The organism is Aeromonas popoffii, from assembly GCF_000820025.1.
GTDB classification, from domain to species: Bacteria; Pseudomonadota; Gammaproteobacteria; order Enterobacterales; family Aeromonadaceae; genus Aeromonas; species Aeromonas popoffii.
In genome coordinates, this window is record NZ_CDBI01000091.1 from 25,390 (window position 1) to 50,315 (window position 24,926).

Consider the following 24,926-nt stretch of genomic DNA (forward strand, 5'->3'; position numbering starts at 1 on the left):
CAGCGGTCGCACTTCATAGATACGGCACATCATGGTATTGCGGTCCAGCGCCGCACACCAGCCATCTTCTAGCCGGTGCATCACGGGCACCTGTCCCTCTATCTCGTCCACGTAGCGATCTGGCACGCCGGTATCGGTAAACAGCATGACTTCGAGGCGGCAGCAGCAGGCTTCGCAGTTCTGGCAGCTGACGTCGGCTTGGGGTTCTCTGTTCATCTGTGTTGTCCATGCCATGGGAAGGGCACATGTTCGATAAAAAACAGGCGCCTGCAAAGGCGCCCGTGCTGTGGTTCGTGACGCGTCGGGCAGGGTGCTGCCCGGCATCCTCCTTAACCCAGTTTGCGGGCGCGGTAGGTGCGCCCCTTGATCTTGCCTTCCTGCAACCGCTTGAGGGCGGCGCTTGCCACGCTGCGCTTCACCGCTACGTAGGAGTACTGCTCGGAGATCTGGATCTTGCCAACATCGGCCCCGGCAATACCGCCTTCGCCGGTCAGGGCCCCCAGGATGTCACCGGCCCGCACTTTGGTCTTGCGGCCCGCATCGATGGAGAGGGTCACCATCTGCGGCGCGATCGGCTTGATCTCGCGGCCTATCTCGGCCAGATCTCCCTGCGGCATCGGGGCCTGCTGGTACTCTTCGATGAAGTTGACGCGCTGGGCTTCGTTCGGCTGATACAGGCTCAGGGCCAGACCCTGCTGGCCGGCGCGACCGGTACGACCGATGCGGTGCACGTGCACCTCGGGATCATAGGTCAGCTCGAAGTTGATGACGGCGCCCAGCTCCTTGATGTCCAGACCACGGGCGGCCACGTCGGTGGCGACCAGTATGGTGGCGCTGCCGTTGGCAAAACGCACCAGCACCTGATCCCGCTCGCGTTGCTCCAGGTCGCCGTTCAGCGCCAGCGCCGAGAAGCCCTTGGCGGCCAGGTGATCGGCCACATCGTTACAGGCGCGCTTGGTGTTGCAGAACACCACGCAGGAGCTTGGCTGATAGTGGCTCAGCAGCCAGGTCAGGGCGTCGAGGCGCTGACCGGCAGGCACTTCGTAGAGCTTCTGTTCGATGGCGCTCCCCTCGTGCAGGGATTCCACGCTCACCTCGACCGGATTGCGCTGCACGCCACGGCTCATCTGGGCGATCCCCTCCGGGTAGGTGGCGGAGAAGAGCAAAGTCTGACGCTGCTGGGGAGCATGGCTGATGACCCGGTTTATCTCTTCGCCAAAGCCCATGTCCAGCATGCGATCCGCTTCATCCAGCACCAGCGTCTTGAGGCCGGAGAGCTCCAGCGTGCCCTGTTCCAGGTGCTTGAGAATGCGACCTGGGGTGCCGACGGCGATGTGGGCACCAAAGCCTAGGGTGGCGGATTGCGGCGCGGTCGGGGTGCCGCCACACAGGGTCACCAATTTGACGTTGGGCAGGGCGCGCGCCAGACGACGGATCTCCTGGGCCACCTGATCTGCCAGTTCGCGGGTTGGGCAGAGCACCAGCGCCTGCACCTCGAGCCGGTTGACGTTGAGGCTGGAGAGCAGGCCCAGGGCGAAGGCGGCTGTTTTGCCGCTACCGGTCTTGGCCTTGGCGATCAGATCTTTGCCATCAAGCACCAGGGGCAGGCTCTGGGCCTGGATCGGGGTCATCTGCAGATAACCCAGACTGGTGAGGTTTTCGAGCAGGGCGGGGGAGAGGTTGAGGCTGCTAAATTCGCTGTTGTTCACAAAAGGACTCTATTTCGGAGAAAACGGGGATGCGCTAACGCTAAGGCCGCGCATTGTACCAGAATGCGGCCTCGGGTGTGGCGGATTTTTGAACGCCTGAGCAAAGGCATGTGGTGAGGCGTGTGAAGGAAAAAGCGGCGCTTTTCCTGTTTGTGTGCGAGGAACCGCATACAAAACAGCGTCAAAAATAGCGCGATGAAGCTGACCCCGTTCATCGAAAATAAGATAAACGTTTTTCAATCTGGTTTGATTAAATATTTTTCTATAAAATTTAACCTGACCGCTACGATGGGGCGGAGAACGCTTTGAGTGGATGTTGAAATGAGGTGGTTTACCAGCTTTAAAACTGAATGATTTATTTATAAGTGACTGTTTATTGGTTATTTTATATTTAATTAACGATGATTTAATGCCGCGCTTGGCGTTTAATTAATTTAAAAACGTTTGTATTATCCCGCATGCATAATATTGCGCGGGATTGTGATGGTTATCTGATTTTTAAATGTGCAAATGTCTATGATGGCGCCGGTCAAAAATTACAATTCACTCAGGTGCTACAGGTATGGAATTCGTTCACTTTGTGCTCGGACTGGTCATGGTCCTCGCTCTCGCGTTGCTGGCTAACCGCCACAACTGGAAACAGATCAAACTGCGTTATATCGGCCAACTGCTGGTGGTCGAACTGGCGCTGGCCTGGTTCATGCTGAACTCCGAAGTGGGTCTGGCCGTGGTGGGGGGCTTTGCGGCTGGTTTTACCAAGTTGATGGAGTTTGCCAAACAGGGTACCGACTTTGTGTTCGGTGGCCTGGTCAACGAAGGGGCCTTCTCCTTCTTCCTGATGGTGTTGATGCCCATCGTCTTCATCTCGGTGCTGATCGGTATTTTGCAGTACATCCGTCTGCTACCCATCGTCATCCGCGGTATCGGTACCGTGCTGGCCAAGATCAACGGCATGGGCAAGCTGGAATCCTTCAACGCCATCAGCTCCATGATTGTCGGCCAGTCCGAGAACTTCATCGCGCTCAAGAACACACTGCCGCACCTGAACGAGAAGCAGATGTACACCCTGGCGGCGACGGCCATGTCCACCGTTTCCATGTCCATCGTCGGTGCCTATATGCAGCTGATCGAGCCGCGTTACGTGGTCGCCGCGCTGGTGCTCAACATGTTTAGCACCTTCATTGTGCTCTCGCTGATCAACCCGTATGAGCCCGACAACTCGGTCACCGACCTGAAAGCCATCGTCGAGGGCGACGAGCACCACACGCCGAAGAGAGAGAACTTCTTCGAGATGTTGGGCGAGTACATCATGGCCGGTTTCTCCGTGGCCGTGATCGTGGCGGCCATGCTGGTGGGCTTTATCGCCCTGATCGCCCTGATCAACTACCTGTTCGAGCTGGCGTTTGGCGTCAACTTCCAGTACGTCATGGGCTACCTCTTTTATCCGATCGCCTGGATCCTGGGTATCCCGAGCGGTGAAGCCCTGCAAGCCGGCTCCATCATGGCAACCAAGCTGGTGACCAACGAGTTTGTGGCCATGATGGATCTGGGCAAAGTGGCTGCCGAGCTTTCTCCACGCACCGTCGGCATCCTCTCCATCTTCATGGTGTCGTTCGCCAACTTCAGCTCCATCGGCATCATTGCCGGGGCGGTGAAGGCACTGAATGAAGATAAGGGCAACATGGTTTCCCGCTTTGGCCTGAAGCTGGTGTACGGTTCTACCCTGGTGAGCCTGCTCTCTGCTGTGATTGCCGGTGTGATGATCTAATCGCACCTCGCCATCACCAGGACAACCCCCTGCCTCGGCAGGGGGTTGTTTTTTCAGGGGGGAGCAAAGGTGCCTCCCGCTGATCTGCCGTGGTGCCGGGTCTGGGCCCGCTCAACCGGCCCAGTGGTTCCAGTAACCGGCCGCCAGCAGGGTGAGGGTGCAAAAGCCGGTCTCGATGGCACCGCCGCTCTTGAGCGGCCAGCCCGGCAGCCGGTAGCGCTGCTTGAGCGGCCAGAACAGCGGAATGCCGGCGGGGGTGAGCCAATCCCCCAGCAGGTGGCTGAGGTAGCCGATAATGAGCGCATCCTTTACCCCGACGGGCAGCAGGTCGGGTGCCAGGCTCTGATCCAGCCCCCACACGGCCACGGCCACCGCCAGCAGGCTGTGGGTGAAGCCGCGATGGCCGAACAGCCGTGACAATGGCTTGGAGATCCAGGGCAGTCGCTGACCTAGCACGGACTTGGGGTGGTCGAGATCCGGCAGCAGGGCGCTGGCCAGCGCGGCGGGTATAGTCTGCCACAGGCTGGCATCGGCCAGTGCCGGTGTGAGCTGGAGCTTGTGGGCGAGCAGGGTGCAGGTGACGGAAAACAGCAGGTGCCCTTGGGCTGTCATGGTGGCTACGGCATGGAGAAATGGCGGCGCATCTTACCAGCCTGATGGTTGTGGTCAGCTGTTATTTTAAAAATCAGGATGTTACGGCGAAAAAGCGCCCAAATAGGGCGCCTTTAGGGTCTCTTTACAGCTTGCCCTTGATCAGCCACTTGTCGAGGGCGTTGGCGAAGCGCTGCTTGTCGGCGGCATTGAAGGGGGCCGGGCCACCGGTCTGCACGCCGGCCGAGCGCAGCTCTTCCATGAAGTTGCGCATGCCGAGCCGCGCCTGGATGGTCTCGCGGGTATAGATCTCGCCGCGGGGGTTGAGTGCCTCGCCACCGGCATCGATCACCCAGGAGGCGAGCGGTATGTCGCCAGTGATCACCAGATCCCCCGGCGTGACCTGTTGGGCGATGACATGATCCGCCACATCGAACCCCTTCTCCACCTGCTGGGTCTTGATGAAGGGGGAGGGGGGCACGCGCAGTCCCTGATTGGCCACTAGCGTGGTGACGACCTGGGCGCGGTGGGCGGCGCGGTAGAGGATCTCCTTGACCGGGAGGGGGCAGGCATCGGCATCGACCCAGATGGGCATGGCATGGCTTCCTGTGTCTGAAATAAGGCCGCATCTTAACATGGCCAGCGCGGGTCGGCCCCTAGGGCTGAGTCAGGCCGGGCTTTAGTGTAAGCTGGCCCGATGAGACTGAATGAAAAGGACGAGCAGATGGATCGGGTACCCAGTGATGTGATTTATGCCCTGACCCTGGATGGCAAGGGTGGGATGCAGCCACTGGCGGCGGGGAGCGAGATCCCGGGGAAGAGCCCTGGCTGGCTGCATCTGGATTACGGCAATCCGGAAGCGGCCCGCTGGTTGCTGCACACCCCCTTGCTCAATGAGGCGGCCAAAGAGTCACTGCTTGGCCAGAGCAACAGGCCCAAGCTGGTGCGGATGGGGGAAACCGTGCTGCTGATCCTGCGCGGCATCAATCACAACAAGGATCACAGGCCCGAAGAGATGGTGGCGCTGCGTATCTTTATCACCCCGGATCTCATCATCAGCAGCCGTCGTCGTCCGCTGCTCTCCGAGCAGGATGTGTTCAACCAGCTGACGCTGGGCGGTGGTGCCGATACCCCGGCCGACTGGCTGGTGGAGGTGTGTGATGCCCTGACCGACCGGGCGGGGGAATTTGTCGAGGAGCTGCATGATCAGATCCTGGATCTGGAGGAGATGGTGCTGATGCGCGACCTGCCCGCCAACGGCCGACTGGCGCTGATCCGCAAGCAGCTCATCATGATCCGCCGTTACCTCTCCCCCCAGCGGGATCTGGTGGCGCGTCTGGCCAACGAGAAGATCAGCTGGCTGGACGAGGATGACCGCCGCCGCCTGCTCGACATTGCCGACCGGTTGCGGCGCTGGCTGGATGATCTGGATGCCGGGGTAGCGCGCACCGCCGTGCTGGCGGACGAGATCAACAACCTGATGGCGGAGGCAACCAATCGCCGGGCTTACCAGATGTCGGTGATGGCGCTGCTATTTCTGCCCGCCAGCTTCCTGACCGGTCTGTTTGGTATCAACCTGGGGGGGATTCCGGGGGCCGAGAGCCCGACCGCCTTCTGGGTCTTCTGCGGCTCGCTGGTGGCACTGGCCACCGGGCTGGCCGTCTGGCTCAAACACAGACGCTGGTGGTAAGGAGTCGTCATGACCATATGGCAATCTTTTGGTGTAACCCTGCTGCTGTTGCTGTGCCACACCCAGATCCGGCGGCTGATCCACAAGAGCCTGCTGGCGCTCGGCCAGAGCAGGCAGGTGAGCGAGAACCGGGTGCTCTACGTGGCCCATGTGTTCCACTTCCTGCTCGGTTGCGCCACCCTGCTGATCCTGGCCGGGGTGTGGGGGCTCGACTTCTCCCGGCTGGTGGTGCTCGCCTCCTCCTTCTTCGCCGTGCTCGGGGTTGCCATGGTGGCGCAGTGGTCGATCCTCTCCAACATCACCGCCAGCATCACCATCTTTTTCGCCTTCCCCTACAAAATTGGCGACCGGATCCGCATCCTCGACAAGGACGATTCAGTCACCGGTATCATCACCGAGATTGGCCTGTTCTACCTGCAGGTGCGCGATGACAATGGCGATCTTGTCACCTATCCGGCCAACCTGATCCTGCAAAAACCGGTCAGGCGGCTGGATGGCAAGGGGGCAGAACCGCAGCAACCGGAATGAAAAAAAGCTCCTTACGGAGCTTTTTTTGTTTTGAATGTCGCTCAGCGTTCGAAGAAGCGATAGAGATGCTCGACCTGGATCGGGCAATCCGCCACCAGATGTACGTGCTGGCGGGCCTCTTCGACCGAGCCGAAATAGCGGGGGCAACCCAGGGTGTCTGTCATCTCGTACAACCTGCCATCCTGGCCCCTGAACTCCACTATCCAGCCCGGCAGTATGGCATCCTGCAGGATCTCGGCTTCCTTGAAGGTTTGCTGCTGGTAGAGCAGGCGAAGTTCGCTGACTGTCATGACGTCCTCCTGTGACTCATAGCGTCTCTTCAAGTCTAGTGGCTGGGGCAGGTGGCGGCCCGGATCATTTGGCCGTGTTCAGGCACTCCCAAGCCCAGCGAATGCGGATGAAGGTCTCGGCATCGCCACCGCGATCCGGGTGGTGCTGCAGTGCCAACTCGCGCCAACGGCGGCGGATTGTCTCCTGGCTGGCATTGGCGGTCAGCTCGAACAGGGCCAGTGCCTCCACCCTGTGCCCCGCGCCATCATAACGACGCCAGAAGCGGGTAAGCAGTGCTTCAACCTCTGCTCGGTCGGTCTGCCAGAACACCTGCCAGTCGAGATAGTAGCTGCGCAAATTTTCGCCAAGGGCAAAGGCGTGGCTGGCATCTGGGACATTCGTCAGCGGTTCGAGCCGGATATCCAGGGTGCTGATCACCAGCCACCACCCCTCCTGCCAGAGTTCGGCTTGCAGCTGGTAGAGGGCGTTCATGATCAGGAAGTTGACCCGAAACAGCTGCAACTGCTCATCGTCGGCCAGCACCGGAATGGCCCCCTGCTGGCGCAGGGCGGACATCAGCTCGTGCACCTTGTAGCTGCCCGCCGCCTGTTGCAGCAGGGCTAGCAGAGGGGCTATCAGAGGGTTGGTGCTCTGGTCACTCATCACATTCGATTCCTCCGGGTGAGGTGGCTCTCTGTCTGTGGTGTCCGCGGTGCGCTACGTACAGACGAGGTGGTGATGGATCAGAGTGACATTCACGACGGGGCAGGGCAAGGCGCTGTGGCAAGGGAGGCGAAGAAAAAGACCGCCAGCTGGGCGGTCATGAGATTGAGCCGGATTAGATGGGGCTCTCTTTGTGGAGATCGGTGACACAGTCGGCCACCGCCAGCACCAGCGCCGAGCGCACCACCTGATCGAGCCGGTTGAGCTGCATCTGGTAGAAGGCCCAATCCTCTTCACTGGCCGGGGGCTCAAGTTTCATCATGCCACCCTGATTGACGCCGTGCAGACGGTCGAGCAGGTCGCGGATCGGCTTGTCGCTGAAGCGGTAATCCTTGGGGTCGCGCACCAGAAAGTCGCGGATCTTGAGATAAGCCTCCAGATCCTGATAGCGCTCGAGGGAGATGAGGCCGAGGGCGAAGATGAGCTTGAGGCGCACCTCCAGCTGGCCGAGAGGGCCGCTCTGGTTGAGCAAGGGTTCGATGGCGTATTTGACGGCATACTCCTCCTGACGGAACGCGCGTCGCATCAGGGAATCGACCGCTTCTTCCAGGATGGTCACGGCTTCGAGAAAGAAGCCGCGGGGGCCATCCTGCTCGTTCAGTCGTTCCAGTACTTCATCTTCCTGGTGTGTGGTCATAGGTGTATAGGGTCCAGCTGACAAAGGAGAGAGAGTGCCTCTCTCCCGGTTTTTATCGTATGGGGCTCATCCCCTTGCCATTCAAGCGCTTGGCACGCTATCAGGGCTGGCTGAATGCGCCGCAAGCAGGGTCATTACAAGGTTTCGTAACGGGCGACAATGGCGCGAACCACCTCGCTCTCTTCATCCAGGCCGGTGACGTGGGCCAGCGCTTTGGCCGGGCCAAGCTCCGCCAACAGGTGTTGCAACTCCACCGCCTGCGGGTCATCGGCATTGCGATAGTGCAGCGCCGCGGCGATCCCCTCCTGCAACTGCTCGCTCGGCAGGCCGTACTCCAGCGTGCCGAGCAGCGGCTTCACCAGCCTGTCTCCCGCCGCCAGTTTGCGCAGCGGTTGACGGCCGACCCGGTCAATTTCGTCCACCAGATAGGGGTTGGCGAAACGGGCCAGGATCTTCTCTATGTAGGCGGCATGCAGGCCGGGATCGAAGCCGTAGCGTTTCACCAGTACGGCCCCGCTCTCCTCCATGGCACGGCGCACCTTGCTGCGGATCAGCGGATCCTCGATCGCCTCGCGGATAGTGCGATAGCCCCGCAACTTGCCGAGATAGGCGGTGACGATGTGGCCGGTGTTGAGGGTGAACAGCTTGCGCTCGACGAAGGCCATCAGGTTGTCGGTGGGCTCCATGCCCGCCACCTGCGGCAGCTCCCCCTTGAACTGGGTCTGATCGACGATCCACTCGCTGAAGCTCTCCACCGTCACTTCCAGCGGATCATCGTTGGCAGCCGCGGCGGGCGGTACGATGCGATCTACCGCCGAGTCGACAAAGCCGACGCAGGATTCGAGCGTGGCATGATACGCGACCGGCAGGTGCTTGAGTACCTCCTGCTTGAGATGCGTGGTGCCGCGCACCATGTTCTCGCAGGCGATGACGTTGAGGGGGGTCAGGTTGCCGGCATCGAAGCGGGCCTGCAGCCCCTTGGCCAGGGTGCTGGCAATCTTGTCCAGAATATTGGGGCCGACCGCGGTGGTGACCAGATCGGCGGTGATGATACGGGCGATCACCTCGTGACCGGCGGAGCTGACCGCCGCCACGTTGCGCACCACGTCCAGTTTCTGATCCGCCCCCACCACGTGCACCTTGTACTCCTGACGGTGGTTGAGCTGATCGATCAGGGTCTCGTTGACGTCGGCGAAGGTGACTTGATGGCTGGCATCCGCCAGCAGTTTGCCGATGAAGCCACGACCTATGTTACCAGCACCAAAATGCAATGTTTTCATAATATTAACCTCTTTAACCAAAGACGATGAAGGACGATTACGCCGCATGCTCGGCACCCAGCAGATCCAGAAACTCCTGGGGATCCGTGGTGCTGGCCAGCCGGTCGATGAGACCGGGTTCATCCAGTGCATTGGTCAGGCGGGTTATCACCTGCATGTGTTCGTCGTTGCACGCGGCGATGCCGATCACCAGTCGCGCTACCTCGTCCGCCGCTTCACCAAAGGCGACGCCGGCCGGATACTGGCAGATGACGATGCCGGTACGCTTCACGAACTTCTTGGCGGCGATGGTGCCATGTGGCACGGCGATAGATTCGCCGAGGTAGGTAGAGACCAGCTGCTCGCGCTCCAGCATGGCGTTGACGTAATCGGGTGCCACGTAGCCCCGCTCCGCCAGCAGCTTGCCGGCAGTCCGGATGGCGGCCTCCTTGTTGTCCGCTTTCAGTCCCAGATGCACGTCCTGACGGCCCAGGGTGAACACCTCGCTGGCCTGCGGTGCGTAGCTGTCGTCGTTGGCCGCGATCAGCAGCTGCGGGGTGGCGACGTCATCGTTGGCGGCCCGGGTCAGGCTCTGTACCAGCTCCTGATAGAGGCCGTTGTCGAGGAAGTTGGTGAGCGAGATATGGTGGGCGTTCGGCGCATGGCGACGGGCCCGCTCGGTCAGATCCTTGTGGGTGATGACCCAGTCCACCTGATCGTCGAGCTGATCGATGGCGCGGTTGGTGACGCTGATGTCGAGCCCAGCGGCCTGCACCCGCTTGCGCAGCATGCCGGCACCCATGGCGCTGGAACCCATGCCCGCATCGCAGGCAACCACGATATTGCGCACCGCCATCAGTTCACCGCCCGGCTTCTTGGCCGCTGCGGTCCCGGGCTTGCCGCCCTTCATGGCTTTCATCTTGCGAGTGGCTTCACCCAGCGCATCGGCCTCGTCGGCTTCCGGCTGTTGGGCACGGACGAACACGGCGGCGACCAGGAAGGAGACCAGGGTCGAGCTGATGATGGAGAGCGCGACCCCGATCAGGGAGGCTTTCGGCGTCATCAACAGCACGGCGAAGATGGAACCCGGTGAAGCGGGGGAGACCAGACCGGCGTTGAACAGGGTCAGGGTGAAGACCCCGGTCATGCCACCGGCGATCACCGCCAGAATGAGGCGCGGGTTCATCAGCACATAGGGGAAGTAGATCTCGTGAATGCCGCCGAAGAAGTGAATGATGGAGGCGCCAGCCGCGGACTGCTTGGCGGCGCCACGGCCGAACACCATGTAGGCCAGCAGCACGCCCATGCCCGGGCCCGGGTTCGCTTCAATCAGGAAGAAGATGGAGCTGCCGTGCTCGGTCGCCTGCTGGATCCCCAGTGGCGAGAAGATACCGTGGTTGATGGCGTTGTTGAGGAACAGGATCTTGGCCGGTTCGACGAAGATGGAGGTGAGCGGCAGCATGTGGTTTTCCACCAGGAAGCCGACGCCACCGGCCAGCACGCCGGAGAGCACCTTGACGAAGGGGCCGATCACGAAGAAGGCGAGGATCGCCAGCAGCATGCCGATGAGGCCAGCGGAGAAGTTGTTGACCAGCATCTCGAAGCCGCTCTTGACGCGCCCTTCCATCACTTTGTCGAAGCGCTTGATGGCCCAGCCACCGAGCGGGCCGACCATCATGGCGCCCATGAACATGGGGATGTCTGTCCCCACGATGACGCCCATGGTGGTGATGGCACCGACTACGCCGCCGCGCTCACCGCCCATCAGTTTGCCGCCGGTGTAGCCAATCAGCAGTGGCAGCAGGTAGGTGATCATGGGGCCGACCAGCTTGGCCAAGGTGTCGCTTGGCAGCCAGCCGGTGGGGATGAAGAGGGCGGTAATGAAGCCCCAGGCGATGAAAGCGCCTATGTTGGGCATGACCATATTGGACAGGAAGCGTCCAAAATTCTGTATCTTGACTTTGGTATCCGGTGATAACATGTCGGGACCCCGTTTTAAGCCTGTTTGATTAAAAGTGGTAGTCGGGATGACGGGTTTTGCCGAACCTTCATCCCAGTCGTCTAAGCAACTTCAATCTACCAGCTTGTGATCACATTAGGTTGAAAACGGGGTGCCTTGTGACACACCTCTCAAATATCCAGGCTACCCCCCTCCCTTGATAGTGACCCTGATCACATACAGGTGTTGTAGTTTGGCTACATATCGATCTTTCCTGCTAATAACACACATTTAATGTGATTAAGATCACCTTATTTGGCTTGCGCAATCCCGCAGTCAGTGTGATTTCTGTCACAAATGCATTATTTGTATTCAAATGGGGCAATTGAAGTGACCTCCAATGAGAGGGGCAGGACGATGAATCCTTCGCTTTACACTGTTAATGACCAATGAATCAATTGTTTTGTAACCCACTTTCAGCTTTTCACGATTGGCATTCAATCACACAAGCGGCGCATTATCCCCTCCAGTGGTCCTCTGGCGAAGCGTTGGTTCCACAGATTGGCGAACAACAGAGCCGTCAGGGCAAAGAGGGTGGCGGCCAGTACCACTTTGGGCAGATCTTGCCCCTGCAGCCAGCCCAGTCCCCCCAGCACGCCCATGCCTAGCATGATATGGGCAATATAGAGTGTCAGCGTCTGCCGTCCGACCGGCAGCCAGACTTGCCACCAGCGAGCTGTGGGCAGTGCGCGGCCGAGCCAGAGGCAGAGCGCGATCAGGGTGCTGGCCGCCCCCATGCCAAACAGCAGGTAGAGCGGGGCAGGAGGAATGGGCCCTGTCGCGAACAGGGGGGCCAGTTCGGGCTGGGGGAACAGTGTCAGCAGCCAGAGCGACAGCCCCCTGGCCAGCACCATGGCGCCCACACCGCCGGCCAGCAGCCATCTCTGAACGCTCTCGCTCGCGAGGGCCTGACGACTCAGCCAGAGGCCGTAGAGCAGAAAGCCCAGCCAGGGCACCACGGGGTGCCAGCCATTGAACAGCAGATTGCGGACGAAGCCGTTCAGGGTCCAGAACTCGGGGTAGCTTAAGCTGTGCCACTGCCAGCCCTGATCGTAATTGAAGTGAAACAGCAGGATGACGAAGCCCGCTGCCAGCAGGGGGATCAGGGAGAGCAGCCAGAGGGAGGGTAACCGCAGGCAGCACGCCCCCAGCAGGAAATAAACGGCGTAGTAGTGGATGATGTCGGCTGGAAACACCAAGTAGTTGAGCAGCCCCAGGATCAGCAGAAACAGGGCCCGCTTGGCGGTGTGCTGCATGGCTGTCGGCCAGCTCAGCTTGCGGGTCGAGAGACCGAGACCTATGCCGGCCAGCACCACGAAGCTGGCGGCAGAACGACCCTCCAGCGCATCCAGCATGACTTTGAGCCAGTCAGGTCCGCCTGTCAGCACACCCATGGCGATGCGAAAGTTCACCAGCACCATGCCGAGGAGGGCCATGGCGCGGGCCAGATCCAGCCCCTCCAGTCTATTGGATGACGATGTCATGAGCGGTTTGCCTCTCAGTAGATGAATCTATGGCTCAGTTGGCCGGCCCCAGCAGCAGGTCCAGCAGCTTTGGCAATCGTTGCGCCGCTGAGGGCTGATCCGGATGGAGAGCAAGTGCATCGCGCAGTGCCTGCCCCTCCAGCCCGTCCAGCAGCATTTGGGCGGTGAGAGCGGGGTCCAGTCTTGCCTCCAGACATCCTTCCTGCTGTCCCCGCCGTACCGTATTGGCAAGGGCATCGCACAGCTGGCGCTGGTTGCTGGCGAAGGTGGCGGCCATCTCGGGGTGGCGGGTCAGCTCGGCCAGGATTTCGGTGCCGAGCAGCAGATTCTCCGGCGTCTGCGACCAGGCGAGATAGCCGGCGGCGAAGCGGGCCAGTGCCGCGGGGGCGGAGCCCTGATCCAGCTCATCCAGCAGGGGCTGCAACTCGGCGGCTTCCAGCGAGGCGATCAGCGCGATCAGCTCCTCTTTGCGGGCGAAGTGGTTATAGAGGTTGCCCAGACTCACCCCTGCGGCGGCGGCTATGTCGCGCATCCCTGTTTGGTGGAAGCCCCGCTCGATGAAGCAGCCGAGGGCTGCCTGGATGATCAGATCCCGCCGCTGCTCCAGGCGGTTGTGATTGATGGACATGGTCAGTTTCCTCTTTGCTGGTCGATATTTTATGAGCGAACGTTCGTTCATTTTCGGTGTTCACCTTATCCCCAGTGTGAAAAATAAGCAAGCCACAGGTAGCCAAGAGGAGGCATCTCCTTGGTCGGCCGACTCCGGGGCAAGCCATGCGTCCGCCGAGTGGTCAGTGACGTTCCCGAATAATCCGGTCCCCAAGCTGGTCAACGCCATGACAGGTAGAGGGTCATGGCACTCCTGGCCATCTCCTCGTCGGGCCACCCGCTCCTCAGAGCGTTCGTCTGTTGGCTCAAGGGGGCTTGGGGGCGGGGCATTGTCTTCCGGCTGGCCATGAACAAGGGGTATAAAAAAGCCCGCAGAGTTGCGGGCTTATGGATATCCAGTTGTTGACGCCGGGTTTAGTCCGCCTTGGGAGCGGTCTTGGCAGGGGTCTCAGCGCTCTCGGCCACCGGTGCTTCCGGTGCCGGGCCCGGCACCAGCTCGACCGCCGGTTTGGCGATGAGGGAGCGAGTCTCTTCCACCGCTTCGCTCAGCTTGACCTCGATGATCTGGCCCAGCTCGTAGACCACCTCGGTCTTGTCCAGATAGACGCGGCCGTTGTCCCAGTTGCATTCCAGGCGATCCTTGTTGTCGAGGATATGGCGAGCAGGCATGAAGACCACGGCTCCGTTCTCCTGCAGACGCAGCTTGAGACCGGCACGCATCACGTCGATGATCTCGGCGTTGAACACCTTGTCGGTGCCGGCATCGGCCTTGAGGTAACGGACATAGAGCCAGTCACCGATGTCGCGCTCCACCATGCGGTGCAGGCGGCGACAGGCGGTCAGGTGATCGGTCAGTTCCTGGCTCGGGCGCTCGCCCGGGGTCTTGCCGGCGATGACGGCCTTGAGCAGGCGATGGTTGACCATGTCGCCGTATTTGCGGATCGGGGAGGTCCAGGTGGCGTAGGCATCCAGACCCAGGCCGTAGTGGGCACCCGGCTCGGCGGACATCAACGCATAGCTCTGGAAGCGGCGGATCTTGCCATCCAGCCAGCGGGTATCCAGGTTGTCGATCCAGCGGCGCAGGGCGCAGAAGCCCGACAGGCTGGCGATCTCGTCGCGTTCGAACGGGGCGTCGGCGCTTTTCAGCAGGTCGATGGCGCCGTCGAGGGACTCTTCATCGAATCCTGTGTGGACGTTGAAGATGCCGTAGCCGACACTTTTGCCCAGCACGCGACCGGCGCAGATGTTGGCGGCGATCATCGACTCTTCGATCATGCGGTTGGCGATGCGGCGCGGCTCCACGTGGATGGCCAGCACGGCGCCGTTCTCACCCAGCTCGAAGTCGTAGTCGGGTCTGTCCGGGAACACCAGCGCATGCTCGGTGCGCCATGCGATGCGCGCCTCTGTCATGGCTTTCATCAGCGGCAGCTGGGCCATGACGCCTGCGTCTATGGTCAGCTCCTTGCCATGCTCGGCCCAATCGGAGACCTCGTCATAGTTGAGGCGGGCATGGGAGCAGATGCGGGCGGCGAAGAATTCGGTCTCTTCCAGCAGCAGGCCATCTTCGGCGATCAGCAGGCGGGCGCACAGGGTGTTGCGCTCCTCACCCTCTTTCAGGGAGCAGAGCTCGTCGGAGAGGGTGCGCGGTATCATGGGCACGTTGCGGCCCGGCATGTAGACGGTAAACGCGCGCTGGGCGGCTTCCTTGTCCAGCTCGCTGCCTTCGGCCACATAGGCGGTCGGATCGGCGATGGCGACCAGCAGTTCCCAGCCGTTGTCCAGCTTGCGGATGGCCAGGGCGTCATCCATGTCCTTGGTTTTGGCGCCGTCGATGGTGAAGAAGGGGATCGCAGTCAGGTCGGTGCGCGGCAGCTCTTCCTCCTCGATGACGTTCCACTCGGGCAGATCGGCCGGTTCAATCTGGGCCAGGTTGTGGCGCGCCAGCACTACCCACCAGGGCACGTTGTGGTCTTCCTGATCGGCGATCTTGTGGCTGATCTCGGCGGAGAAGTTGCCATCACTCAGGGCGTGACGCTTGAGGGTCGCAACCACCCAGTCCCCTTCCTGGAAGGACTTCTCATCCAGACCCTTCTTGGCGCGGGCCTTGATGGCATCCTTGATCAGCGGATGGTCCGGCACCACGTTGAGGCGATCGCGGAACATCTTCACGCGACCGACGAAGCGGGTCACCGCCTGCTCCAGCAGGGCATCCGGCTCGGCCACTTCCTTCTCTTTTTCGGTACGGATCAGGGCGCTCACCCGGTCACCGTGCATCACCTTCTTCATGTAGGGAGGCGGTACGAAATAGCTGGTCTTCTCATCGACTTCCAGAAAGCCGAAGCCCCGGTCCGAGGCGCGGATCACACCCTCTTTCTTGGGGATGTTTTCGCGGATTTGTTGCTTGAGCTGGGCCAGCAGCGGATTGTCTTGGAACATAAGTGAGGAACCTGAGTGGAGACCTGATGAAGAAACGCCCAGCACTATACGTTTTTACCCCTCCAAAGCCAAGGTGAATGGCCCCGTCAACCCCTGTACAGTGCGTGGCGCCCCTGATCGATCAGGCGCTGGGAGATCTGTTTGTGCAGCCCACGCTCCAGCACCCAGCGGTGCCAGTAGAGGCGCTCGACGAGCTGATGCTGAGGGCTGAGATCGAGCAGGCTCCCCTGGGCCAGCTGCTGGCGGATCTGCAGTTCGGGGATGAGGCAGTAGGCGAGCCCCTGCTCGGCCATGGCGACGAAGGCCTCCGACGAGCGCACCGTGTGGCAAGGGTAGCCGCCGGGTTCCAGCCCGAAGTGGCGCGCCATGAAGCTCACATGCATGTCGTCGCGCTGATCGAAGGCCACTGCCGGCGCCTTGGCCAGCGCTGCCTGGGTCATGCCATTGGGAAAATGGCGGGCGACGAAGGCAGGGCTGGCGGTGAGCAGGTAGCGCATCTCGCCTAGCTCGTCGACGCAGCAGCCCGCCAGTGGCTGGCCGTGCAGGCTGACAGCGCCGAAGGCCTGCCCCTCACGCACCCGGTCCAGGGTGCGGCACTCGTCATCCACTAGCAGGTTCAGTTCGATGGGGTGCTGTTCCAGCAAGGGGGCCAGGGCGGGCAGGAACCAGGTTGCCAGGCTGTCGGCGTTGACCGCTATGCTGACCCGGATCGGGGCCTGCGGTTCGTCAGGATCGATCTCGCCGGCCAGCTCCAGTTCCAGCTGGCGCACCTGGCGGTAGTGGGCCAGCAGCTTCTGGCCAAGGGGGGTCGCCTGCAGCGGCTGGCTGCGAATGAGCAGCGGCTCGGCGAATTGCTGCTCCAGCTGCTTGATGCGCTGGGAGATGGCGGACTGGGTGATGTGCAGACGCTGGGCGGCCCGCTCGAAGTTCTGTTCCTGCATCACGGCATCCAGCGCCAGCAGCAGCTTGTAGTCCAACGCCTTCATCAGTATTCCTTATCCGTAAAGGTATTTAGAAGGGATGCTACTGGAGTGGCGGCGGCAGGACAACGCTGCGCTGGCCATATCGCCGACAGGCCCGGCTGGCGTGGTGTGCGGGGTGAAGCAGGTTTGTCACTGTGAGATGTGACAGTGGTGGTCAAAAGATATTCAGTGGATACTCCTTTTCGTCCGTTTTTGCATGGGGTGGAAACGGGCCATAGCGAGCACTTTTAATCCCGGGCCTTACCCCGGGATTTTTTTATGGTGATTATCACTCAGTGACCAGCTCACGGGCATCGGCATACTCGCCCTGCATGGGCTGGCTGACAGCACGGGCGAAGCGCTCATCCAGGTGAAAGCGTATACCGACCCCGCGCACTGCGCCCAGATCCACCGCCTGACGGTGGCCGAGTCGCTCTATGGGCAGGCCGAGACGGCGGAAGATGCGCTCCACCGGTAGGCTGACCACGGCGACCAGTTCCCTGATCCCCTTCGCCTTGGCGAAGGCATAGACCTCGCGGAAGATAATACAGGTCAGCTCGCTCACCCCGCAGCCCATGCGCGGTGCCCGGTTGGCGTCGATGGCAAGGCGGGTCAGCTCCCACACGTCGTTGCTGCGCGGTGGTGCCTCACCGGCGAGGGCGCTGGGGAATATGCTGGGCAGCATGTAATCCTGGGCGCAACTGAGCAGCCGGATGCAGCCACACAGGCCTTCTTCGTCCTCGATCAGCACCCAATGGGTGTCCGGGGTATCGAAGCTGTCCTGCTCCAGGCCACGGTGGGACTCCACATCCCAGCCGAGGCGATCGGAGAAGACGCGATTACGGAAGCGATAAAGCTCGTTTTCTACCTCCCATCTGGGGTGTTCTTTTAATTTTCCTTTGAAAACAAGCATTCAGGTGTCTCCATTTTAGTGTTCGGCGCTATAATCGAGGCCCTGGCCAGGGGGGCTAGCATATGAAACAAGACCAACTGCTTGAGTACCTCGAACATTTCACTTTGGTAACGGACGGGGATCGTTTGGCCGAGTTGATCGGTCGGTTCACGCTCGGTATGGGCTATGACTACTACCGGTTCGCGCTGATCATTCCCATGTCGATGCAAAGGCCCAAGGTGGTGCTGTTCAATCAGTGCCCCGATTCCTGGGTGCAGGCCTATACGGCCAACCATATGCTGGCCTGTGATCCCATCATTCAGCTGGCCCGCAAGCAGACCTTGCCCATTTATTGGAACCGGCTGGAAGGACGGGCGCGTTTTCTGCAAGAGGGCAGTTTGGATGTGATGGGGCTGGCGGCGGAGTTCGGACTGCGCAACGGCATTTCGTTTCCGCTGCACGGTGCGGCGGGGGAAAACGGCATACTGTCGTTTATTACCGCCGAGCAGGCGTCGAGCGATCTGCTGCTGGACTCCTCGCCCATCCTCTCCTGGATGTCCAACTACATCTTCGAGGCGGCGATCCGGATTGTGCGGGTCAGTCTGCGGGAAGATGACCCTCAGGAGGCCCTGACTGACCGGGAGACCGAATGCCTGTTCTGGGCCAGTGAAGGGAAAACGTCGGGTGAAATTGCCTGCATCCTGGGGATCACGGAACGTACCGTGAACTACCACCTCAATCAGGTCACCCGTAAAACGGGGTCGATGAATCGCTACCAGGCCATCGCCAAGGGGGTGAGCAGTGGCATTTTGCTGCCCAATCTGGAGCAGGTCCTTGTCACCAACTTCCCCAAGCTGATGCAATAAAACCTGCTGATTTTCGGGGCAGAGCGACAGGCTCACAATTGTCAGATCATGCAATTGACAGTTGGTGCCGGATGGGGGTCATTCCTGCCATCAGGAATTCGCTTGATTAGAAAAATGAATGTATCAGAAGATTTATGAATTTCTCTGAACACTTCGTTGCCCCTTATAGTGCCGTCCAACCTCTCTTTTGGACGGTTCATTCATGTTTGCAACTATCCTGCAAGGCTTCACTCTCGGCCTTGCCATGATCATTCCCATCGGTGCCCAGAACGCCTTCGTGTTGAGCCGGGGCATCCACCGTAACCACCATCTGTTGGCGGCGACGCTCTGCTGTCTGTGCGATCTCATCCTGATCGGAATTGGGGTCTTCGGTGGGGCCAATCTGCTGGCGGCCAGCCCCCTGGGTCTGGCACTGCTGACCTGGGGTGGCGTGCTGTTTCTCGGCTGGTTCGGCATTCGCTCCCTGCGCAGTGCCTGGCGGGGGCAGGGGGCTGCACTGGCGGACTCGCCCCGGTTGATGGGGTTAAAGAGCGTGCTGGCCATGACGCTCGGGGTGACGCTGCTCAATCCTCACGTCTATCTGGATACCCTGATGCTGCTCGGCTCCTTCGGCAGTCAGTTTGCCGAGGAGTTGCGACCGGCCTTTGCAGCCGGGGCCATGTTGGCCTCCCTAGTCTGGTTCTACAGCCTGGCATTTGGCGCGGCTGCGCTCTCGCCCTGGCTTGCCCGCGGCAGGGTCCAGCAAGCTATTGATACTATTGTTGGTTTCATCATGCTGGGGTTGGCGTTGCAACTGGTTAGCGGAACTTTGCTGACCTCATAAGGCTTTTTTTGTGTCGTACCTCATAAAAATTAATCCCAGCTTCATGCCCTGACATATTCGTCTGTTAAATTCCTGCCGCTGGTAAAGCGACACTCATAATAAAAGGAACAAAACAGTGAATAAAACCATGAAGCTGGGTGCTATTGCAGCCATAGTGCTGTTGTCTGCCTGTAGCAACGAAAACGACAGCAAGGCGCAACCGGGAACGGTTGCCCTGCGTCTGATCCAGACCTCCGATATTCACTCCAACGTGCTGGGGTTCGACTACTACCAGAACAAGGAGGATCGCAAGTTTGGCTTCTCCCGCACCGCGCTGCTGATCCGCGCGGCCCGCGCCGAAAACCCCAACAACCTGCTGCTCGACAATGGTGACCTGATCCAGGGCACGCCGCTGGCGGATTACATCTTCGAGCAATCCGGTGCCGGCTACCTCGACAAGCAGGCCCATCCGGTGTTCAAGGCCATGAACGAGATGGGCTATGACGCCGGCAACCTGGGTAACCACGAGTTCAACTACGGGCTGGATTACCTCGCCAAGACACTGCAGGGCGCCAAGTTCCCCTATGTGAACGCCAACGTGTTCGAGGCGGGCGCTTTCAAACGCGATGCCAAGGGGCAAATAGACTGGAGCGGCAACAAGTTCAAGCCTTACCTGCTGCTTGAGCGCAAGGTGAAGGATGACAAGGGCCAGTTGCAGACTGTCAAGGTGGGCATACTGGGACTGACCCCGCCGCAGGTGCTGCAGTGGGACAAGCGTCATCTGGAGGGCAAGGTGGTGGTGGCCGACATGGTCGAGACCGCCAATCATTATGTGCCCGAGCTGCGCGCCAAGGGCGCTGACATTGTTGTAGTGGTGGCGCATACCGGCATCAACGCCAGCAGCTACGAGGCCATGATGGAGAACTCCGCCTGGCATCTGGCCAAGGTGCAAGGGGTGGATGCCCTGATGCTGGGTCATGCTCACAAGAACTTCCCGGGCGATTTCCCGGATCTGCCGGAGGTGGACAACCAGGCCGGCACCCTGCGCGGTGTACCGACAGTGATGCCTGGCTACTGGGGCAATCACCTCGGTATCATAGACCTCACTCTGGAACAGGTGGGCGGCAAGTGGCAGGTGAAACAGAGCCAGGCCAGCCTGCGCAAGATTGACTCCAGCGAAGGCAGCGCCGTGGATCAGCGGGTTGTGGATCTGGTGCAGGCGGATCACGACGCCACCAACCAATGGCTGGATGAGCCGCTCGGCAAGATCACCTCCTCCATCGACAGCTTCTTCGCTCTGGTGCAGGACGACCCTTCGGTGCAATTGGTGAGCGATGCCCAGCGTCGCTACGCCGAGCAGCTGCAACAGGACGGTCTGCTCAAGGAGCCCTACCCGATCCTGTCGGTGGCGGCGCCCTTCCGTGGCGGTCGCAATGGCATCAACGACTTCACTTATGTGGCCCAAGGTGACATCTCCTTGCGCAACGTATCTGACCTCTACATCTATCCGAATACTTTGCAGGTGGTCGAGGTGAATGGTGCCACCGTCAAGGAGTGGCTGGAGATGAGCGCCGGTCAGTTCAACCAGATCGACACCGGCAAGACAGAGGTGCAGTGGCTGGTGAACGAAAAGTTCCCCACCTACAACTTCGACGTGATCGATGGGGTGAACTACGAGGTGGATATCACCCAGCCGGCCCGTTACAGCAAGGAAGGGCTCAAGGTCAGCGATGGTCAGCGCATCAGCGCGCTTACCTTCAACGGCCAGCCCATGGATCCGGCCCAGAAGTTCTACGTGGTGACCAACAACTACCGTGCCAGCGGTGGTGGCCACTTCCCGGGTGTCGACGGCAGCAACATAGTGCATGAAGATCCCTCCGAGACACGGGAGATCATAGCCCAGTACCTGAAGGCCCAGTCTGCTGACAACCCGGGTGGTTTCAGCCCTGCGGCCAACAACAACTGGCACATGAAGGCTCTGCCGGCCAACGTGGACGTGCGGCTCTACTCCTCCCCCCGCGAAGAGGCCAAGCAGCTGGCTGGCGCGGATCTGGAGTACAAGTCCACCCTGCCGATGGACGATGCCCAGCACCCCGGCTACGCTATCTTCCGGCTGATCCGTCAGTAATACCTGACTGAAACCGGCGATAAAAAAAGCCCTCGCAGTGCGAGGGCTTTTTCGTGGGCAGCTGGTGGCGTGTGTTTAGTTCACCACAGCCACGTTGACCCTGCCGTTGCTCTGGGTCATACGAACCCGTGCGCCGGTAGTGAAGGTGGGGCTGGCTTTTTGTACCACTACGATGATTTCGCCGGTATCTCTTTTGATCTCGAGCTCGACGCCGTCGACCTGATTCAACCTGTTGCCGATGGCGTTGCCTGCCGCCGCGCCGCCAATGGCACCGCCGGCAGTGGCAATGTTACGGCCGGAGCCACCACCTATGGTGCTGCCTAGCAGGCCACCGACTACGCCACCACCTATGGTCCCCAAAACAGACTCATCTTGGGCTTGGATCGTGACGGGACGGGTGGAGGTGATGGTGCCGAAGCTGACAGTTTGCACCTGTTTGGCGCGATCCCTCGTGTAGACGTCGCCAGAGAAAACATTGCTATTGGCGCAGCCAGTGACGGTCGTTGCGGCCAACAGGGCAATAAGAGTCGTTCGTTTCAACATGAGGGGCCTCCTGGGCTGGCATCTGATCTGGTTAATTCGGTTAGTGAGTTTAACTTTACGCTAAGCGGATTGAGCATGACACCCGCAAAGTGTAACCAATTATCAGACTCGGGGGGAGAGACGTTGTCAGCGGCCGGGTCAGCCAAGCCGTTTTTCCAGCAGCAGGCGAGCTTCATCCGGGCCAAAATAGTCGCGCTCCTCGGCAAGTTTTTGATAACCAAGTCGAAAGTAGAGGCGTTGGGCCGGATTGGCGGGATCCACTGTCAGCCTGACGTGTTCGACCCGCAAGTCTGTCAGCGCCTGCTCCACCTTTAGCATCATGCGCTCGGCGAGGCCGAAGCCGCGCGCCTCGGGCAACACAGCCAGTGAGAGCAGCCAGCCTTGCGACCGATTCTGTCCCAGCCCGCCCAGGGCATAGCCCAGCAGCCTGCCATCCAGTTCGGCGACCAGCAGCAGCTCGGGCCACAGATCCATGGCCTGACGGAAGAAGAAGCCGGGGTAGGTATCCTCCCCGAAGACGTCGACATCGATCTGCCAGATGGCGTGCATGTCGGTGTGGCGAGCCACTCTCAAAATGGGGGGCTGATGCATCCGGGCTCCTGTCATTGCATGCGTGCTGCCGTGCGGCAGTCAAAAAAGGAGCACAGGTTAGTGGGCCAGCCGGACTGATGCAAGCTGGTCTGGTGATGGGGCCGGCGCCGCAGCTGCCCGATTCAGGGTGGCAGGGGCCGATTGCTGGGCAATCTGGGGGCCTTGCGACGGCTGTCCAGCAGGTGGTGCAGGGCGAGCCAGGGGTGATGCCACAGCATGCGCAGGCCGCTCCACTTCATGATCAGTTGTATCTGTTTGCGCATGGCCGGGGCATAGCAGTGGATGTTGCAGTTGGCACAGGTGGGTTTGTGGCCGTGACCATAGCGGCAGCGCCGCAGGCGCTGGTGGGCGAATGCTTGCAACTGCTGGCAGTGCCGGCAGGCGGGATCCTGATGATGGTGGTCGCAGTAGAGGCGGATCATGGCGCTGACCGTCTGCTGCTCGCGCATGAGTCTGGGGTGGTCACTCGCCTGTTTGCTGACTGCGGCGTGTGAGCCCCGGGCTGGGCTGGCATGATGACTTTTCATGGCCGCCATTCTCCTGACCTGCTCGTTTGGGGTGTTGATACAGGTCAAAAGGGGGGAGAAAAAACAGGGCCCGCAGGCCCTGTGTCATCAGATGAGGCTGGTTGCCTGCTCCAGCCAGGCGAGATCCTCGCCCTCAAGCAGTGGGCTCAGGCGGCGGAACACCTCGACATGGTATTCGTTGATCCAGCGGAACTCTGCCGGGCTCAGCAGACTGCGGTCGATGAGGCGAGTATCGAACGGCACATAAGTCAGCCGTTCGAAGCCCAGCATGGGCAGCTCGCCGACCTGTTCCTGCTCGGTCACCACCACCAGGTTTTCGCAGCGGATGCCGAACGCATCTTCCCGATAGTAACCCGGCTCGTTAGAGAGCACCATGCCCGGTTGCAGGGCGACCATGCTCCCTTTCGGCGCGATGCGCTGGGGGCCTTCATGGACACTCAGGAAGTGGCCGACCCCGTGACCGGTGCCGTGGTCATAGTTGTAACCGGCTTGCCACAGCGGCATGCGGGCCAGTACGTCGAGCTGGATGCCGGCGGTGCCGCGTGGGAAGCGGGCCTGATCCAGCGCGATATGGCCCTGCAGTACCCGGGTAAACATCGCTTTCTGCTCGTCACTCACCTTACCCACCTTGATAGTACGGGTGATGTCGGTGGTGCCATCCATATATTGCGCGCCGGAATCCAGCAGATAGAGGCTGTCCTGACCGAAGGGGCGCGGGGTGCCGTTGGTGTGACGGTAGTGGCACATGGCGGCGTTGGGGCCAAGAGCGGAAATGGTATCGAAGCTCGGCTCGACATAGTGCTCCTGCTCACGGCGGAATGCTTCCACCTGATCGGCCAGGGTGCCTTCATCCACCCCCTCGAACTCGCCGGAGGCGATCAGCCGATCCAACCAGGCAAGAAAGCGGGTGACGGCGACGCCATCGCGCAGATGGGCGGCGCACATGCCGGTCAGCTCGACCTCGTTCTTGCACGCCTTCGGCAGCATGGTCGGATCCTGGCCGGCCACCAGGATGGCGCCAGCCTCTTCCATGATGAGCTGGGTCCAGGCGTTGGCCGTGTTGGGGTCGGCCAGCACTTTTTGCTGGTCTTCACCAATGCGTTGCAGCACGTCACCCAGCTTGTCGATGGGGTAGACGGAGACGTCTTGGCCAACGTGTTGGGTGAAGGCGAAGCAGTCAATTTTGTCGGTGTCGACGAAGAAATCCATGCTGGTGTTGGCGTAGAGCACGGCAAAGCCCAGCACCACCGGCAGCCGCGCCACATCGCGACCACGCAGGTTGAGCAGCCAGTTGATGGGCTCAGCCTGGGTCAGCAGCACAGCATCCAGCCCGCGCTTGCGCAGATCTGCCGCCAGCAGTTCACGCTTGGCCTGGCTCGACTGGCCGGCCAGCTTTTCGCTGTAGAGGATGACCGGGGTCTTGGTCGGCACGGGGCGATCGCTCCAGTGCAGATCGATGGGGTTCTGTTCCACGCGTACCAGCTCGATACCACGCTCGGTCAACACGGCCTTGGCGTGTCGATACCAGGCCAGGCTGTGCAGGCGGGCGTCGAAGCCGACCCGGGAGCCGGACGGCAGCTGATCCGCCAGCCACTGGACGTGGGGATCTTCATTGAGGTGGAGAAACTCAAACAGCTCGGCCGGTGCCTGCATACGGGCCTGCACAGTGTAACGACCGTCGATGAACAGGGCCGCCCGCTGCGACATGATGATGGCGAGCCCGGCGGAGCCGTTGAAACCGGTGATCCAGTCCAGACGCTCGGCGTAGGCGGGAATGTACTCGCCCAGGTGCTCGTCATCGTGGGGGACGATAAACGCGTCCAGCTCCTGCAGGGCCAGCACGGCTCTGACTTGGGCCACGCGGGTTTCAATTATCTCGAAATGATTCATGTCGTTAGTGCCAGATGGTTGC

At 60.7% G+C, this 24,926-nt stretch carries 24 protein-coding genes; 6 read left to right on the forward strand and 18 right to left on the reverse strand.

All coding sequences use genetic code 11. The features are described 5' to 3' along the window. Positions 1-216 (reverse strand): YkgJ family cysteine cluster protein (locus BN1129_RS18980; protein WP_042038657.1); only part of this gene is annotated, 216 nt, incomplete at its 3' end. A 113-nt stretch (positions 217-329) separates the two neighbouring features. Then, positions 330-1,709, reverse strand: a complete 1,380-nt coding sequence (dbpA, locus tag BN1129_RS18985) for an ATP-dependent RNA helicase DbpA (protein WP_042038658.1) — start codon at positions 1,707-1,709, stop codon at positions 330-332. Positions 1,710-2,271: 562 nt separating this feature from the next. Between dbpA and BN1129_RS18990 the strand changes: the two genes are divergently transcribed. Then, positions 2,272-3,477, forward strand: a complete 1,206-nt coding sequence (locus BN1129_RS18990; RefSeq protein ID WP_042038659.1) for a NupC/NupG family nucleoside CNT transporter — start codon at positions 2,272-2,274, stop codon at positions 3,475-3,477. 111 nt (positions 3,478-3,588) lie between these two features. On the opposite strand, the gene BN1129_RS18995 is transcribed toward BN1129_RS18990, so the two are convergent. Both BN1129_RS18995 and BN1129_RS19000 read right to left on the reverse strand, forming a co-directional pair. Continuing rightward, on the reverse strand, positions 3,589-4,089 hold the full coding sequence (locus BN1129_RS18995; protein WP_042038660.1) for a metal-dependent hydrolase: 501 nt from the start codon (positions 4,087-4,089) through the stop codon (positions 3,589-3,591). A 124-nt stretch (positions 4,090-4,213) separates the two neighbouring features. Beyond that, a complete protein-coding gene (locus BN1129_RS19000) occupies positions 4,214-4,663 on the reverse strand; it encodes a YaiI/YqxD family protein (RefSeq protein ID WP_042038661.1) in 450 nt (149 codons plus the stop codon). Positions 4,664-4,765: 102 nt separating this feature from the next. Between BN1129_RS19000 and zntB the strand changes: the two genes are divergently transcribed. Then, positions 4,766-5,758 (forward strand): zinc transporter ZntB, encoded by a 993-nt coding sequence (zntB, locus tag BN1129_RS19005; protein ID WP_042038662.1) that lies wholly within the window; start codon positions 4,766-4,768, stop codon positions 5,756-5,758. A 9-nt stretch (positions 5,759-5,767) separates the two neighbouring features. After that, a complete protein-coding gene (locus BN1129_RS19010; RefSeq protein WP_042038663.1) occupies positions 5,768-6,286 on the forward strand; it encodes a mechanosensitive ion channel domain-containing protein in 519 nt (172 codons plus the stop codon). A gap of 41 nt (positions 6,287-6,327) precedes the next feature. Here BN1129_RS19010 and BN1129_RS19015 read toward each other — a convergent pair whose 3' ends face one another. From BN1129_RS19015 to BN1129_RS19060, 10 genes are all read right to left on the reverse strand, one after another. After that, positions 6,328-6,576, reverse strand: coding sequence for a hypothetical protein (locus BN1129_RS19015; protein WP_042038664.1), 249 nt, complete (start codon positions 6,574-6,576; stop codon positions 6,328-6,330). A 64-nt stretch (positions 6,577-6,640) separates the two neighbouring features. Continuing rightward, entirely contained in the window at positions 6,641-7,219 is a 579-nt protein-coding gene (locus BN1129_RS19020) for a DNA-J related domain-containing protein (RefSeq protein ID WP_042038665.1), read from the reverse strand. A 175-nt stretch (positions 7,220-7,394) separates the two neighbouring features. After that, positions 7,395-7,916: an MltR family transcriptional regulator gene (locus BN1129_RS19025; protein WP_042038666.1), complete on the reverse strand. Its 522-nt coding sequence runs from the start codon at positions 7,914-7,916 to the stop codon at positions 7,395-7,397. Positions 7,917-8,050: 134 nt separating this feature from the next. After that, positions 8,051-9,196 carry a mannitol-1-phosphate 5-dehydrogenase gene (locus tag BN1129_RS19030; protein ID WP_042038667.1) on the reverse strand — a complete coding sequence of 382 codons (1,146 nt, stop codon included), beginning with the start codon at positions 9,194-9,196 and terminating at the stop codon, positions 8,051-8,053. A 37-nt stretch (positions 9,197-9,233) separates the two neighbouring features. Beyond that, positions 9,234-11,156 carry a PTS mannitol transporter subunit IICBA gene (locus BN1129_RS19035; RefSeq protein ID WP_042038668.1) on the reverse strand — a complete coding sequence of 641 codons (1,923 nt, stop codon included), beginning with the start codon at positions 11,154-11,156 and terminating at the stop codon, positions 9,234-9,236. Between the two features lie 455 nt (positions 11,157-11,611). After that, a complete protein-coding gene (locus BN1129_RS19040; RefSeq protein WP_042038669.1) occupies positions 11,612-12,658 on the reverse strand; it encodes a heparan-alpha-glucosaminide N-acetyltransferase domain-containing protein in 1,047 nt (348 codons plus the stop codon). Between the two features lie 34 nt (positions 12,659-12,692). Continuing rightward, positions 12,693-13,286 carry a TetR/AcrR family transcriptional regulator gene (locus BN1129_RS19045; protein ID WP_042038670.1) on the reverse strand — a complete coding sequence of 198 codons (594 nt, stop codon included), beginning with the start codon at positions 13,284-13,286 and terminating at the stop codon, positions 12,693-12,695. A 395-nt stretch (positions 13,287-13,681) separates the two neighbouring features. After that, entirely contained in the window at positions 13,682-15,703 is a 2,022-nt protein-coding gene (locus tag BN1129_RS19050; protein WP_042038671.1) for an exoribonuclease II, read from the reverse strand. Positions 15,704-15,789: 86 nt separating this feature from the next. Then, complete coding sequence (locus BN1129_RS19055; RefSeq protein WP_042038672.1) at positions 15,790-16,689, reverse strand: LysR family transcriptional regulator ArgP; 900 nt, start codon at positions 16,687-16,689, stop codon at positions 15,790-15,792. Between the two features lie 265 nt (positions 16,690-16,954). Then, positions 16,955-17,578: an acyl-homoserine-lactone synthase gene (locus tag BN1129_RS19060; RefSeq protein ID WP_042038673.1), complete on the reverse strand. Its 624-nt coding sequence runs from the start codon at positions 17,576-17,578 to the stop codon at positions 16,955-16,957. 62 nt (positions 17,579-17,640) lie between these two features. Between BN1129_RS19060 and BN1129_RS19065 the strand changes: the two genes are divergently transcribed. The 3 genes from BN1129_RS19065 to BN1129_RS19075 all read left to right on the forward strand — a co-directional run bounded on the left by BN1129_RS19065 (position 17,641) and on the right by BN1129_RS19075 (position 21,353). Continuing rightward, positions 17,641-18,423 (forward strand): LuxR family transcriptional regulator, encoded by a 783-nt coding sequence (locus tag BN1129_RS19065; RefSeq protein WP_042038675.1) that lies wholly within the window; start codon positions 17,641-17,643, stop codon positions 18,421-18,423. 202 nt (positions 18,424-18,625) lie between these two features. Further along, positions 18,626-19,246, forward strand: a complete 621-nt coding sequence (gene lysE / locus BN1129_RS19070) for an L-lysine exporter (RefSeq protein WP_042038676.1) — start codon at positions 18,626-18,628, stop codon at positions 19,244-19,246. A 127-nt stretch (positions 19,247-19,373) separates the two neighbouring features. Then, a complete protein-coding gene (locus tag BN1129_RS19075) occupies positions 19,374-21,353 on the forward strand; it encodes a bifunctional 2',3'-cyclic-nucleotide 2'-phosphodiesterase/3'-nucleotidase (RefSeq protein ID WP_042038677.1) in 1,980 nt (659 codons plus the stop codon). Between the two features lie 75 nt (positions 21,354-21,428). On the opposite strand, the gene BN1129_RS19080 is transcribed toward BN1129_RS19075, so the two are convergent. From BN1129_RS19080 to BN1129_RS19095, 4 genes are all read right to left on the reverse strand, one after another. Further along, complete coding sequence (locus BN1129_RS19080) at positions 21,429-21,896, reverse strand: outer membrane lipoprotein (protein WP_042038678.1); 468 nt, start codon at positions 21,894-21,896, stop codon at positions 21,429-21,431. Between the two features lie 138 nt (positions 21,897-22,034). After that, positions 22,035-22,487 (reverse strand): GNAT family N-acetyltransferase, encoded by a 453-nt coding sequence (locus tag BN1129_RS19085; RefSeq protein ID WP_042038679.1) that lies wholly within the window; start codon positions 22,485-22,487, stop codon positions 22,035-22,037. 122 nt (positions 22,488-22,609) lie between these two features. Then, positions 22,610-23,014 (reverse strand): nitrous oxide-stimulated promoter family protein, encoded by a 405-nt coding sequence (locus BN1129_RS19090; RefSeq protein WP_042038921.1) that lies wholly within the window; start codon positions 23,012-23,014, stop codon positions 22,610-22,612. Positions 23,015-23,101: 87 nt separating this feature from the next. Continuing rightward, positions 23,102-24,904 carry an aminopeptidase P family protein gene (locus BN1129_RS19095; RefSeq protein WP_042038680.1) on the reverse strand — a complete coding sequence of 601 codons (1,803 nt, stop codon included), beginning with the start codon at positions 24,902-24,904 and terminating at the stop codon, positions 23,102-23,104. Between the last annotated feature and the right edge of the window lie 22 nt (positions 24,905-24,926).

Coding starts and splice junctions, on each gene's coding strand:
- BN1129_RS19080 (WP_042038678.1), bottom strand. CDS start 21,896: ATGTTGAAACGAACGACTCTTATTGCCCTGTTGGCCGCAACGACCGTC.
- BN1129_RS19000 (WP_042038661.1), bottom strand. CDS start 4,663: ATGCCCATCTGGGTCGATGCCGATGCCTGCCCCCTCCCGGTCAAGGAG.
- BN1129_RS19090 (WP_042038921.1), bottom strand. CDS start 23,014: ATGAAAAGTCATCATGCCAGCCCAGCCCGGGGCTCACACGCCGCAGTC.
- BN1129_RS19020 (WP_042038665.1), bottom strand. CDS start 7,219: ATGAGTGACCAGAGCACCAACCCTCTGATAGCCCCTCTGCTAGCCCTG.
- BN1129_RS18990 (WP_042038659.1), top strand. CDS start 2,272: ATGGAATTCGTTCACTTTGTGCTCGGACTGGTCATGGTCCTCGCTCTC.
- BN1129_RS19085 (WP_042038679.1), bottom strand. CDS start 22,487: ATGCATCAGCCCCCCATTTTGAGAGTGGCTCGCCACACCGACATGCAC.
- BN1129_RS19035 (WP_042038668.1), bottom strand. CDS start 11,156: ATGTTATCACCGGATACCAAAGTCAAGATACAGAATTTTGGACGCTTC.
- BN1129_RS19045 (WP_042038670.1), bottom strand. CDS start 13,286: ATGTCCATCAATCACAACCGCCTGGAGCAGCGGCGGGATCTGATCATC.
- BN1129_RS19055 (WP_042038672.1), bottom strand. CDS start 16,689: ATGAAGGCGTTGGACTACAAGCTGCTGCTGGCGCTGGATGCCGTGATG.
- BN1129_RS18995 (WP_042038660.1), bottom strand. CDS start 4,089: ATGACAGCCCAAGGGCACCTGCTGTTTTCCGTCACCTGCACCCTGCTC.
- BN1129_RS19065 (WP_042038675.1), top strand. CDS start 17,641: ATGAAACAAGACCAACTGCTTGAGTACCTCGAACATTTCACTTTGGTA.
- BN1129_RS19075 (WP_042038677.1), top strand. CDS start 19,374: ATGAAGCTGGGTGCTATTGCAGCCATAGTGCTGTTGTCTGCCTGTAGC.
- BN1129_RS19030 (WP_042038667.1), bottom strand. CDS start 9,196: ATGAAAACATTGCATTTTGGTGCTGGTAACATAGGTCGTGGCTTCATC.
- BN1129_RS19015 (WP_042038664.1), bottom strand. CDS start 6,576: ATGACAGTCAGCGAACTTCGCCTGCTCTACCAGCAGCAAACCTTCAAG.
- BN1129_RS19050 (WP_042038671.1), bottom strand. CDS start 15,703: ATGTTCCAAGACAATCCGCTGCTGGCCCAGCTCAAGCAACAAATCCGC.
- BN1129_RS19025 (WP_042038666.1), bottom strand. CDS start 7,916: ATGACCACACACCAGGAAGATGAAGTACTGGAACGACTGAACGAGCAG.
- lysE (WP_042038676.1), top strand. CDS start 18,626: ATGTTTGCAACTATCCTGCAAGGCTTCACTCTCGGCCTTGCCATGATC.
- BN1129_RS19040 (WP_042038669.1), bottom strand. CDS start 12,658: ATGACATCGTCATCCAATAGACTGGAGGGGCTGGATCTGGCCCGCGCC.
- zntB (WP_042038662.1), top strand. CDS start 4,766: ATGAGACTGAATGAAAAGGACGAGCAGATGGATCGGGTACCCAGTGAT.
- BN1129_RS19095 (WP_042038680.1), bottom strand. CDS start 24,904: ATGAATCATTTCGAGATAATTGAAACCCGCGTGGCCCAAGTCAGAGCC.
- BN1129_RS19060 (WP_042038673.1), bottom strand. CDS start 17,578: ATGCTTGTTTTCAAAGGAAAATTAAAAGAACACCCCAGATGGGAGGTA.
- BN1129_RS19010 (WP_042038663.1), top strand. CDS start 5,768: ATGACCATATGGCAATCTTTTGGTGTAACCCTGCTGCTGTTGCTGTGC.